This window comes from Maribacter litoralis, assembly GCF_902506355.1.
Lineage (GTDB): Bacteria > Bacteroidota > Bacteroidia > Flavobacteriales > Flavobacteriaceae > Maribacter > Maribacter litoralis.
In genome coordinates, this window is sequence record NZ_LR733271.1 from 1872119 (window position 1) to 1885360 (window position 13242).

The window sequence follows — 13242 nt, forward strand, 5'->3', positions numbered from 1 at the left end:
CCTTAATTATATACATGCGATTACCATTTTTTAAGAAAAAGACTAAAAAACAGCGCTATACGGTCGCTTTCTACAATTTAGAAAATCTATTTGATCCAGAACGTAATGTGAACATATTGGATAAGGATTTTACCCCTAACGGAGTTAAAAAGTGGACGGTAGAAAAATACCAGCGTAAATTACAGAAACTTGCCAAAACAATTTATAGAATAGGAGATGAAGAACATCCTTATCCTCCTGCTTTAATTGGTGTAGCCGAAGCAGAGAATAATAGTGTGCTTAAAGCATTGTTAGATACCGATCCGTTAGATGATGTGGATTATGGTTTTGTACATTTCGATTCTCCAGATGAACGGGGTATCGATACGGGACTTATTTACCGTAGACGATTTTTTAAGTTGCTGCATGCAGAACCTTTGGCACTCTTGGTAGATAATGTCGGTGGCGTTAGAGATACCACAAGAGATATCTTATATGTAAAAGGAGAATTAAATAAAGAATTGGTACACGTCTTTGTAAATCATTGGCCATCTAGAAGAGATGGTGGTGTTGAGACGGAATACAAACGTGTTATTGCGGCAAAAGAGATAGTTCAACGTATAGAAGGTATTAAAACAGAAGAATTGGACCCTAACATTATTGTTATGGGAGATTTTAATGATGATCCCTCATCGTTGAGCATACAGACCTTAAAAGAAGAGGCGGGTCTTTTCAACCCAATGGAGACTTTGCACATACCCAACAGTAGGGGATCATCTGTTTATGGAAACAAGTGGAATATGTTCGATCAAATTTTGGTCTCCAACTCTTTTTTCAATTATGAAAAGAACACCCATAGTTTTGATAAGGCAGATATTTATGATCACAAATCGCTAAGGGAAAAGAAAGGAAAATATAAAGGTACACCCTATCGAACCTTTGTTTCTGACAAATATCTTGGTGGATACAGCGATCACTTTCCGGTTTATGCTATGCTTACTTTCAATTCATAATCCTAAAATTAATAGAAATAAAAATCCTACACATCAAAAAATGGGGTTTTCACAACAGGTTCATCTTTATCTCTAGGTAATTCATCGAATAAAAGTGTTCATTCACCGAACACTCAGCAGGGTTCATATATTTGTAGTCCAAATCTTACAATTGCAACCTACTATGAATTCCTACAAACCAACCTACCGCACAAATAGTATTCTTTTAATACTGTTCTTTATTGTGTTCGCCGCAAATTTTGCAACTGCACAAACATCTCAACAGCGTTTAAAAATAGCTGACAATAATAAGAAGACCGCATTGGCGAATTTTAGGTCTAACTTGGTATCTGAATATGCTCTTGAAAGAACCCAATTACAGGAAGCGGCGAAATTGAACAATTGGAAAATCAAGGAAACACTTGCCAATGGTAAAAAAATAGAGTTACAGGGTATAGGTGCAGATGGTAGCCCTTTGTATTATGAGACATATGCAGATGAAGCTGGGTTGGTTTCAAGAGCTAGTACTTTAAATACCGATGGTTTAATGGGATTGGATTTGGATGGTAATGGAATGAACGTTGGTGTTTGGGATGCTGGTATAGCACTTCAAAATCATGTGGAATATACATCAAGAATTGCTGTTGGAGATGAAAACGCTGAAGTGGATACCCATGCCACTCATGTTACAGGAAGTATTATTTCAACGGGACTTAAAAAAGATGCTAGGGGAGTTGCCAATATGGCGAATGTTATTTCGCATGATTGGACAAGGGATAAGATAGAGGTTACCGAAGCCGCTGCAGATGGTCTTTTGCTTTCTAACCATTCTTACGGTATAAAAGCAGATCGTGTACCAGACTGGTATTTTGGTGCGTATACCAAAGTAGCGCAAGATTGGGACAAGATCATGTACAATGCTCCTTATTACTTAATGGTTACCGCTGCAGGTAATGCTCAAAAAAGTAGCGATAATGATACCCCTATTTACGGTAAAACTGCCGATGGTTTTGACGTGCTTTTGGGTTTCACCATTTCTAAAAACAATATTACGGTTGCCGGTGCCAATTCTAAAATAGATAACAACGGAAACTTAAAAAGTGCCGAAGTTTCTGCCTATAGTAGTTTTGGTCCTGTTGATGATGGTAGAATTAAGCCCGATTTAGCTGGTAACGGCGGTACGGTATTATCTACGGATGCCGCTAGCAATACAAGCTATGATACTTCTTCGGGTACCTCTATGGCTACGCCTGGGGTTACGGGTTCTTTATTATTGTTACAACAATATCATGAAGAGCTTTACGGTGAGTATATGAAAGCTGCTACTTTAAAAGGCTTGGCTTTACATACTGCAGATGACATTGATGCCGAAGGTCCTGATTATAAAATGGGATGGGGAATCATGAACTCCAAAACCGCGGCAGAATTATTGAACAATAAAGATTTTACAAGTCACGTAGCGGAAGAATCGTTGGAAAACGGTGCGTCTTTCTCATTTGAAGTTACTGCTGAAGGTAATGAGCCATTGATCGCTTCTATTTCTTGGACAGATGTACAGTCGAGTTTTGTAAATACAGGTGAACTTAACAATACTACGGCTGCCTTGGTAAACGATCTTGATATTAGAATCACACAAAACGGAAAAACATTTTTACCTTGGAAATTAAATCCTGCTCAAGCCAGTAGTGCCGCTACTAGAGGTGATAATAAGGTTGATCCTTTTGAAAGAGTTGAAATAGCCAATGCCAGTGGTTCATATACCATTACGGTAACCCATAAAGGGGACTTGATAAACGATATGCAAGATTTTTCATTGATCGTTTCTGGTGTGGCAATGACCAGCTGTTCCATTCAAGCTCCAGAAGTTGCCCTTGACGCAGCGGAAACTTCTAGTGTTGAATTAACTTGGGATGCTACTGAAGACGCACTATATGAAATTCAGTACAAAGAAGTACACCAACAAGAATGGACTACCGAGTATATTTCAATCAATACATTTAGCTGGAAAGCATTGTTATTGGATCAAACCTATTCTTTTAGATTAAGAACGTTCTGCTCACAAAACATCGCTTCTGAGTTTAGTGAAGTGGCTACTTTTACCTTTAACGGTGAAGAGACCGAACTGGAAACGTTAAACGCCTTAAGTGCAGATTCTCAAATTCCTTTTAATGTTTACCCAAACCCTGCGGTCGATGAAATTCAGTTGAACGTAAAAACATCGGATACGGCGGTATATAGAATTATGAGCACCAGTGGTGTGGAGTTAAAAATGGATGCCGCTACAAATTCAAGAATCAACGTTTCTGATCTACCTTCTGGTCTTTACGTATTACAGATTCAAGATTTTGATGTTAATAAGAGTACTAAGTTCTATAAGTACTAAATCGGGTTTAATTGATCCTTCTGGATTGTGTGGTAAATGATAGCCCTTGTTGCCCAACGGTGGAGTTCATTATACCTTCAAATAAAGGCTCCGGACTTTCTTTGGGTGCATGCCATTCAAATATGAAATTAGAGCCCGTACCACCTTCAACATCCATCTCATCGATGATAATTTCAACAGTTTCCAATGGTGCCAGATAGATAGGGTGGTTAAAATAGTTTCTTAACGATACACCATGCGTATCAAAATACTCTGCTTTTGTCAAATAAATGGTATCGACATCACTGGTGTTGCGTAAACTCACCATTGCCGTTAAATTATGGGTCTTATGCTCAGAACTGCTGTAAATTTGAGAATAGATAGATAGGTAAGATTTACCATGCTCTAACGAATCCATGGCATTTATGGTCGTTTTTCTCTTTGACCAGTTTTCAGGGTTTATAGAGCTTATTTCCTTTTCTTCCACACAACTTGCTACTAAAACGATTACCGAAAATAATAAGATGCATTTTTTCATAAATAAGACTCTTTTACATAATGATGGTACAAACAAAATTACATCATTCGTTATGTTTTTATATCGTTGGATGCTTTTTTTAACTCAAATCTATTATTTGGCTACTTTCTTTACTTCGTTATCATTCAATAATGCCTCGTTTCTTAGTCGTAAATATACCTGTGCTGTAGTCAATACATCTAATTCGCAATATTTAATAATACGCTTTAGATCATTTTGTTCATAGTAGACGCTGCGTACCATACCGCCATCAATATCCTCTTTTGGTGATGGTATACCCAGTACATGCGCCATTAGTTTTAAGGACGTATAATGCTTGTAATCGCCAAATTTCCAAAGCTCCATCGTATCTATATGTGGTACTTCCCACGGTTTTTTACCGAACAGGTCCAGTTTTTGGGGTAATGATATGCCGTTAATGATCATACGGCGTGCTATGTAAGGGAAATCGAACTCTTTACCATTATGAGCACACAGCACATGCTTTGCATGGTTAAAGTGCTCGTCTAACATATCTTTAAAATCTTGTAGAAGTTTGGCTTCTTCACCGTAAAATGTGGTAATTCTAAAATTTCTACGATCACCTTGAACAATAAAATAACCAACTGAAATACAAATGATCTTACCGAACTCCGCCCAAATACCGGCACGGTCGTAAAATTCCTCTGCGGTTATATCGTCTTTACGTTGGTACTGAGATTTATGTGCCCACAGTTCTTTGGTAGTATCGTCTAACTGGTCAAAAGAGCTCTTTTCTGGTACGGTCTCAATATCTAAAAACAAGATATGTTCAAGATGTATTTTGTTAGGCATAGAAAGGTAAGATACTAATAAGTAGGAAATTATGGTAATTTCGTTATTGTCATTTGCATAAACCACGCTTCATTACCCGATAAGCACTTCTGTTACGTACCAAAAATTGACGTTCAGCTTCTAAAAGGCTAAAAAAAAGCCCCTGAAGAGGCTTATATCGATAGTAATTATTTCTAATTATAGGCTTGTGCAACGGTTACCGTTGTTGTAGCCAGTTTTAGTTATTTCTCAATATTGGTTATTACAGGTTTGAGTGTTTTTGAATTCTTCCATCCTGATAATTTATCTTTTGTTGATTCGCTAATTTCTATTTGAGGGAAAGTATGTTTTAACTCTAAAAATAATTCAAGTAACTTCTTAATCCCTCTAATGGGTTCATCATTCATGTTGCCAATCATATTGTCTAATAGGGTAAATAAAGATTCATTATGCCTCTTTGACACTTTAAAAAGACTAGCAGTCAACAAATCTGTAAATCGTTTAAGAGGTGCATATTCTCCTGATTCTAATTTGCCTAAAATTTGACCTATTATTCTATTGTTGATTTTGTTTTCAGAATTTGCTTTAATCCATATTTCTGCAGCAAGCTCTCTAGCTACTTTGTCACTACACAAAAGCCCTGTAGATAAAAACAAGTAGGTCGATTCTTTGAAATCAGCTCTGTACCATATTTCATATATTCCCTTCAATAAATTAACCATATTCTTTTTACTGCTTTCATCAAAGAATGTAGATTCCTTTAAGTTGTTATGAATAACATGACTTAAGAACATGCTAGGATTATTTGGAGAGAGAAATAAGAATTTTACATCATCATTAGGTTGTATTGTAGTATAGTATTTTTGTTTTTTAAAGTACATATATTCGTAAATACTACTAATCTTGATTTTCTTCTTCTTTTTATTCAAAACATTTTTAAGACTTGAGATAAGAGATTCAGGTTCGTTTTTTTGAAGGTTAAAATCTTTATATTTCAACTCCTTTCTAATCATTTTTTTCTGTACTTGTTTACCAGCTGCATAATCGTATTCTTTATAGAAATGATCTCTCAATCTGCAATCCCAACTATAAGCACCTTTTTCTTTTTGTAAAGGATTAGCTAGATATTCTTGAAAATATGTGATTTCTTCATCGCTGTTTTTACTTAATACGCTTTGAAGCCATAATTCTGGTCTTGATATATTAACGTTTTGAATTTCCAATTGGTCAAAATGATACTTGAGAACTTCTTTAATGTCGCCATCATTTATCTTATCAATATTTTCAAAAATATCAGAGGTGTCTTTATTTATAGGTAGTCTCCCTATGGCTATTTGAAAATCGAATAAATTAATTTCCTCATTTCTTTTTTCATAGGATATAATTCTATCAATTAGAACTTTTGGGTCAACCCAGCATGGAGCATGTGTAGGTGTAGACAATAACTCAAGAGTTAATCCTTTTTTAATTAAAGATTTTGATTGTATGAATAAGGAATGATGTATTTGGTATATATAGTCTGGAATACTTTGATACTCTATCTCTTTGAGATTTTCTTTATACCGTGATTTATAAAAGCGGTCTTTTTTAAGTTTTTTTATCTTTTGGTCTTTAGTTTTTTTAAAACTTTGAAGTTCCAAAGGATATTTATTCATCAAGATTTCTGCAAAATCGTTTAAGTAAAATGCAGCTTCTGACTCAAGGCTTCCAATTTGACTATTCCAACCTTCGAAATTCATTGAAAGATCAAGAGATCGTTTAAAAATCGGTTCTAATTTGGCAACATTGTCTTTGTTTAAAAGAACATTCAGTTTTGGCAAATAACTCAAAAGTAAATCTATATGATAGACTTCATTATTATCAATAACCTGACTTATAAAAAAGATTAAATCATCTAATGACCCGTATGTAGGTAGCTTATTTTCTTCAGATAAAAGTTTTGCATCTTCTACTTCATAGGATTCTTCTTCGATTTCCTCGTTAGAGATAATGTATTCCTTTAAAACTTCCTTTGATGAATGAAATAGATTATCTGCATAGAGACTAACTTCTTCTAACAATTCTTGTTTTTTCGGGTTTCCGTATTTCTCTATTATTTTTGCTGCTCTTAATTGTATTTTTTCATCAACATTTATCAAAGCTTCTGCTGCTTTCTTACAAATAGAAATACTCGAAGATTTATAAACTTTAGCAATTTTATCTAAAATCATTAGCGTTGAATTAACAACAGATTTAGTTTCAGAATTTAATAGAATAGAGGCATTCTCAATAAAGACTTTATGCTTGAACTTCTTCTGATTAGCGACTAATTTGAAATATTTTAAAACTGTATTTATTACTTTAGAATGTGGTGAGTTTAAAGCTGCAAAAAACTCATTCTGTAGACTTAAAACTTCATCTTGTGAGGGATTTAATTTGATTAGTAAATCAAAAAACCAACCGCTTAAAGTTTTATTAAATCCTTTAGTAGAAGAGTAGATTGTTGCTACTAATACCTTTTTTCTGTCAAGTTTATTTTCAGCAACCAAATAGGTTATTGTATTAATCCAAATATCATTGCCTCCTTTATAATTCTCTAGATGTAAATAATTATAATAATTGTTAATGCCAGATTCTTCTTCAAACAAAAACCAAATATGATCGTCTAAAGTCTCTTTGTGCTTATGAAGAACTTCAGGTCTATAAAAACTTCTATTTTTATTATTCTCCCATTTGCTTTCAACTATTGCATTTGGAAGTCTAGCTAGTATTAAAGCATGAGAAGGTTCTAACAAGCCCTTTTTATATAAAGCCATCATCTTCTCATAATTCAATTCCCAAGGCATATCCTCGTTAATCAAGTTACTATACCATTTTGGAATATACCAAGGAATAATGTTTTCTAAATAATCATCACTTACAGAAAGTTGGCTGACATTAAAAAAAGCCTTTTTAGTATCTGTTTTATTAAAGCATACGTAACAAGCTTTGTTTACAAGGTTTCGTTTAGCTTCAGAGTGAACGGGTTTTGTAGTATAAGACATTCCCCATTTTGTTTTTTCGGTCACATCGTAACGTTCAAAAATCTTTTCTTTCAATTTTTTTAGAAAAGGAACAAGCTCTCGTTTATCTTTTGGGTTAAGCTTTTTTAAAAATGGAATAATATCTTTTTCCTTAAGAACAATTTGTTCTAATTCTTTTTTAAGCATATTTAATTGGATTTTGCTTTTTTCTTTACTGCTAAAATATGCTTACAAGCTCCCCGTTCACCTTGGTTTTTACTAAACCAAGTGCAGGTACACTTTTGTAAATCTCCTTTTACAACAACATAATGTTGTACACCACTACCTTCTACTTTAGCTTCTATTTCGTTATCGGTCTTTAAGGTTATATGAACTTTGTTTTCTTCTAAAAGCTTTTCTGCACCTTTTAATCTAGGGTTCAATGATAAAATTCTTTCGAGCTTAAAGGGTAATCTTCTGTAGAAGAATCCATTTTTTGCTAAGTCATAACCCAACAAACCCATAGCAGATAATTTAGTAGATAGTTTTTCAATCTTGGAAATGTCTATTCCTTCCTCAAAAGACATTAATGCTGGATTAAATTCTTGATTTGTATAAGAGTAATTATCAAATGCTTGTATCAGTGAATCTGGCAAGTCTTCTATTAAAGCTTCTAAAGCTGCACCTTCGCCTGAAAAACCTCTCCAAAAATCTCTAGAGACAGAGAACACAAAATTCAATTCGTCAAAACATAAAATTAAAGTCACCGACTGCATGTCCTTATGTGGAAAAACCTTTAATTCATTGATCAATGGTATTAAAGGCTGAAGCAATTTTAATCTGTGAATGCCACCAATACAAAAAGCATTAAAAGCCTTTAAAGGGCTAAATAAATATTTGTTACCACGTTTTATGAGATAGTAGTCTGTCTTTACTTTTCCTGATGGAATTGTCTTAAATAATTGAATGGCTTGAATACGATTTAGCGTTTGGGCATAATCAGACTCCGAAAAATAATGTTGAACAGTTGTAAGTCCTTTAATCCATTTGCTAGGTAAGGGCACTTTTCGTTCAATAAAACTTTCGCCTTCTTTATGGAATCCTACTTCCTTTTGACCGACAGATAAAATGAGATTGTCATTTTTCTTGATTTTGCCTAATTCAGAAATCAAAGGTGTATTAAAATCTACATTAGTAGTACCATTTTCTATAAACTCGCCGTCCTGTCCATTTTCTAATACATCAACTCTTGCATAAACTCCTGCACAGTGTGAAAATCCCTCAAAACGTATCTGATTATTCCCAGCAGTTACTATGGGATCTTTTAATAATGCTAATTGAAATGGAGATAAATTAAAGCTCGATTGAACTGTATTGGATAATGTTATTAAGCATCTCGATAGCTCGTAAGGATTGTTCAATTTACCCCAGAAAAAACAAGGCGAACTACCTTTATCGACTTCATTGAATTTTGACAGCAGTAGGTTTTCTTTACCTTGTTTCTTTTCTAAACTTGAGAGCGAATTATATTTATAACTTAAAGTTTCTATCATCTTCAATTTACGGAGTTTAATCTAAATGTTAGCTAACGTTTTAGCTATGCGTAGTGCGGTGGCAAGGAAACTTTTCGTTTCCGTCTATGCACGAAGCTAAAGCTTATTGTTTAGTTTTATTTTTTCTTGTCCAAAGCTAAATCCATAAGATTTAGCGACTTCATAAATATACACAGACCTTTACGTTTAAACCCTAAAGTCCGCATTACGTATAGGTTGTGTGGCTGTTGCACAACCATAAAATAAGCTTAAAAACCTATTTTTTTAAGTTTATCAAAATCATAAACAGTTGGTTGTTAGGTGTTTAATTTTGTTAAACCATCTGAATATCATCTATTTATTTTATAAAAGGAGTTGTGCAACGGTTACCCATGTTGGCAATAGTTTTTTAGAAATAATAGTTTCTAAATGTTTTTATTAACTCAGAACGTAAAACGCTTGGTTTTGTAGGTTTACTTTCGATCAAATCTGTTTTATTTTCAAATACGATTTTCTCCCCATTTGAATCAAAAATCAATGTATAAGTTGTTATGCTATTTTTAGAATAAATTTGTATAGCACTCCCTAAGGTTAAAAGACCTATTCCCAAACTTTTAAGAGTTTGATTGCGAAAGTTTTTTTTGGTTCTCTGAAACCCAGTAACCACATTTAGCATCGTAAATCTAGAGTTATTAATTTGAAGTATAGAATCTATGGTGGGGGTTGGTATATTCATTTTAGGATTTTTATTTATAAATTTTTCAAAAATTAAGTCCGCAACTTCTTTTTCAAAAGACTTTTGTAAAGAAGGGTCTCTTATTTCCAACCTCTTTCTAATTCTAAATCTATCAGAATATTCATTGACAATAGAGTCTAATCGATGTGAAACTAATTGAGAAATCGAGTCATTAACGGTCGTAGTATTTTCTTTATTTATTAAGTTGATAAACGCAACTGGCTCAAAATAGTCTAGACTATTAATTTTGTCAGTGTCGATATTTTTGGCAGCACATGAAATTAAGATTAAGGTAGAAAGTATTATGGTCGTTTTTCTCATTATAAAATTCTAATCAACGTTTAAAGTTAGGATAATTGTCCAGGACAATATAGTTGTAGTTGTCTAAATAAATTAGTAGTTTTTACTTACACTTGGAATTGTTGCCAACGGTTCGTGTATGATTAGTTGCGGACATTTCCAACCGAAAATGTCCGCCCAACGTTAAAGATAATTGATTGCAAAGGATTCCGTTTAAGTAATCCGACCGCAATTAATTATACAACGTGTTGTAAAACGTTTTTTTACTTTCTGATGTACTCTATTATGGTTTCTCCTTCTAGGTGAGTTCCAAATTGTGAGTTTTCCAAAGTGAGTTTTAGATTGTCTCCCGAAAATTCAATTGAAGATATAGTTGAGTATTCTATTCCCTCTTGCGAACTGACGTCCGTACAAATCAGCAAATCATTTTCGATTTTCCAGTTGCCAGTATGATAACCCTCTCCGTGTTCTGAGTCCATAAAATTTGTGGCTTGATAAGTAATTACTTTTTCTCCGTCAGCAATTTCATATTCATCCCAAGTGTACCTTAAAAAACCAGATAAGATAATTTCATTTTGGTTACTTGTGAATTCAATTCCATAATCTGTCTCTTCGGGTACAATTTTTTCGATACGTCCTTCTTCTCTAGCATGGAAATATAAGTCACTGTAATAGTTGGTCAAAGTCCATTCGCCTATTAATTTTTCAGATAAAGATAGTTCTGGTGATTCCAATGTATCTTCAGAATCGCATGATAGAACTGAGATAATTAAAAATAATAATAAAGCTTTACTGATAATTTGATATTTCATTGGATAACTCTTATGTTTTGGACGGCAATTTAAACTACAGTGTTCCATCTTCGAAACTATTTCGTTTAAATGTAGGAAAATACGGGTTTTCCAAATAAGTGAAGGTTTTATGAGGAATGCAAATGTTTTACAACAATCGTATATGTGTACAATTGCACATATATTTCTGCTCACTAATATACTATTAAAGAATAAACCTACAATTATAAACGCACACTCCATTACGGAAAACCATAAAGGCTATAAATTATTTAAGTCTGCTTAAGAATTGACTAAAAACAGCGAACTGACCAACCATTTTATTTTTTATTATTAAAATTAAGTGGGCTTAACCAATTTATAAGTCTGAGAAAGATAAATACCATCGGGCTCGCACAGGCGAACAAGGTGATGCACCTCTCGGCGATCGCCTACAACCTCAAAAAGTACCTGAAATTCGAGAACAAACACCAAAAAAGTGGGGCAGGAAAGCTTGCCCTGCCATTATTCGTAAAAATTATGGTCCATTAGGCGAAAAGCCTTTCTCCGGCGCACGGAAAATTCACGTTCAACTTCTAGCTTAGCATAAAAAAAAGCCCCTTAAAGAGGCTTATATCGATAGTAATTATCTCTAATTATTGGCTTGTGCAACGGTTACTATTATTAGCCACAGTTACATTGCACAATGTTTATTTAATTCTCTATTTTTAGCAATCATTTTTATTTGCCAATTCAGTCGCCTTTTGTCGAATTTTGCCATATAAGTTAATGTGCTTGTAAATAAAATTGGTTTTCCAATTAAAAAATTATCCTCACTATCTAAAATACTGTTTTCATTTTTTGATTTAATAATATCAATTCCGAAATTTTCATTAAATTCAAAATCGTAACCAAACCAAACATTTTGCCAACCTTTTTTATTTTCCCATTTATTAATACCAAAAAAATCAGACGCTCCACTATTACAAACAATAATAAGTTCTGGATTTATTTCACAAATTATCTTATGAGTTAGCCTCAATTGACTAACTAAAAATTGAGGGTCAGACTTAATGAAATTTCCTACTTTTTTTTGGTCAGTTTCTCTAAATTGAAATAAGTCGATATAAGACCAACTTTCGCTAAAATCAGTTTCCTTAATTAAATCAGGAAATTTGGAATAATGATGAGGATATTCATAAACAGCTTTATCAATGTTATATTGAAAACTCTCAATTTTAGAACCAGATGGAAAAGAAGGATTTATGCCAACAAAAAGAACTTTTTCTTTTTTAATTTGAGAACAAACAAAACCTCTTTTTATAATTTTATCATTTCTTTCAATGCTTGATTGGTAAGAAAAAATTTTGTTTAATTCTTGAAATACTATTTTGTCATTTATTCCATTATCCATAAAGTCAGGATTACAATGAAAAATAAAAGTACAAGACCTATTACTAAACCAAACTTATTTGAAATTTTTTTACGATTAAGTTTTTTGTATTTCTTATTATATTCTTTTTTAAGTTCCTCGTCTTGAGTTGAACTATATAAAAGTTTTAAACCGTGTTCAAATTTATTTAAGCATTTGGTTAAACTTCTGTTGTTTTCTGTGACTGTTTCTTTATTAATGCCATCACTTACGAACTTCCATTTATATGCCTTAATACCAAAATATATTTCGTCAAGTTTCTTTGTGATTTCTTCAACATTATTGTTAAATGAAATATTATGAAAATGATTCAATTCGTGAGCAAATGAATTGATGATTTCTTCTTCATCTTGGTTTTTTTTTGCTTTAGGTTTCGTCTTTTTAGATGCTCTTCCTGCTACAAAACCACCAATTGCTGAAGCTGTGTTTGAATTCAATAAGCTACTATTCGATTTAGGTTTTGATTTTTCCGCTTTTTTTTTAGTCACTTTTGGTGCTTGTTTGACTAATTCGTCCATATTGTAAAGCGGACTTTTTAATTTTCTTATTTCTCCTGTTTCTAATTCAACGATTATGTTAGAACCACTATAATGAGCTTTTTTAATATTTGTTCTAAATGCTTTTATAACTCCATTAATGCCTTTGTCTTTATATCTTAATTGTTTTCCTTCAATATGTAGTTTAGCTGTTGTTGGATTTAATGCCATAGGTTATTTTAATGATTGTGGGTAACGTCTCAGCTATGACAAGTAGGGTAGGTAAAGAAACTTTTCGTTTCCGTCTGCGCACGTAGCCAGAGCTTTTTGTTTTGTAAATTTCTTTTCTTTT

At 33.1% G+C, this 13242-nt stretch carries 10 protein-coding genes; 2 read left to right on the top strand and 8 right to left on the bottom strand.

The window, feature by feature from the left end; translation table 11 throughout:
- The first annotated feature begins 14 nt into the window (after window positions 1-14).
- Together EXIGUO8A_RS07890 and EXIGUO8A_RS07895 are read left to right on the top strand one after the other, a co-directional pair.
- Entirely contained in the window at window positions 15-992 is a 978-nt protein-coding gene (locus EXIGUO8A_RS07890) for an endonuclease/exonuclease/phosphatase family protein (protein ID WP_159302680.1), read from the top strand.
- A 163-nt stretch (window positions 993-1155) separates the two neighbouring features.
- On the top strand, window positions 1156-3354 hold the full coding sequence (locus EXIGUO8A_RS07895) for a S8 family serine peptidase (protein WP_159302681.1): 2199 nt from the start codon (window positions 1156-1158) through the stop codon (window positions 3352-3354).
- Between the two features lie 7 nt (window positions 3355-3361).
- On the opposite strand, the gene EXIGUO8A_RS07900 is transcribed toward EXIGUO8A_RS07895, so the two are convergent.
- The 8 genes from EXIGUO8A_RS07900 to EXIGUO8A_RS07935 form a co-directional block, all read right to left on the bottom strand.
- The gene (locus EXIGUO8A_RS07900) at window positions 3362-3871 is read right to left on the bottom strand and encodes a DUF3124 domain-containing protein (RefSeq protein ID WP_159302682.1); all 510 of its coding nucleotides are present in this window, start codon (window positions 3869-3871) and stop codon (window positions 3362-3364) included.
- 93 nt (window positions 3872-3964) lie between these two features.
- Window positions 3965-4684, bottom strand: coding sequence for a 3'-5' exonuclease (locus EXIGUO8A_RS07905; protein ID WP_159302683.1), 720 nt, complete (start codon window positions 4682-4684; stop codon window positions 3965-3967).
- A 221-nt stretch (window positions 4685-4905) separates the two neighbouring features.
- A complete protein-coding gene (locus EXIGUO8A_RS07910; RefSeq protein WP_159302684.1) occupies window positions 4906-7851 on the bottom strand; it encodes a DUF6493 family protein in 2946 nt (981 codons plus the stop codon).
- Between the two features lie 2 nt (window positions 7852-7853).
- Window positions 7854-9197, bottom strand: a complete 1344-nt coding sequence (locus EXIGUO8A_RS07915) for an SWIM zinc finger family protein (protein WP_159302685.1) — start codon at window positions 9195-9197, stop codon at window positions 7854-7856.
- Window positions 9198-9585: 388 nt separating this feature from the next.
- Window positions 9586-10233 carry a hypothetical protein gene (locus EXIGUO8A_RS07920; RefSeq protein WP_159302686.1) on the bottom strand — a complete coding sequence of 216 codons (648 nt, stop codon included), beginning with the start codon at window positions 10231-10233 and terminating at the stop codon, window positions 9586-9588.
- A gap of 242 nt (window positions 10234-10475) precedes the next feature.
- The gene (locus EXIGUO8A_RS07925; RefSeq protein WP_159302687.1) at window positions 10476-11024 is read right to left on the bottom strand and encodes a hypothetical protein; all 549 of its coding nucleotides are present in this window, start codon (window positions 11022-11024) and stop codon (window positions 10476-10478) included.
- 652 nt (window positions 11025-11676) lie between these two features.
- Window positions 11677-12396 carry a hypothetical protein gene (locus EXIGUO8A_RS07930; protein WP_159302688.1) on the bottom strand — a complete coding sequence of 240 codons (720 nt, stop codon included), beginning with the start codon at window positions 12394-12396 and terminating at the stop codon, window positions 11677-11679.
- The gene (locus EXIGUO8A_RS07935) at window positions 12381-13121 is read right to left on the bottom strand and encodes a hypothetical protein (RefSeq protein WP_159302689.1); all 741 of its coding nucleotides are present in this window, start codon (window positions 13119-13121) and stop codon (window positions 12381-12383) included. The genes EXIGUO8A_RS07930 and EXIGUO8A_RS07935 overlap by 16 nt, the downstream gene beginning before the upstream one ends.
- Between the last annotated feature and the right edge of the window lie 121 nt (window positions 13122-13242).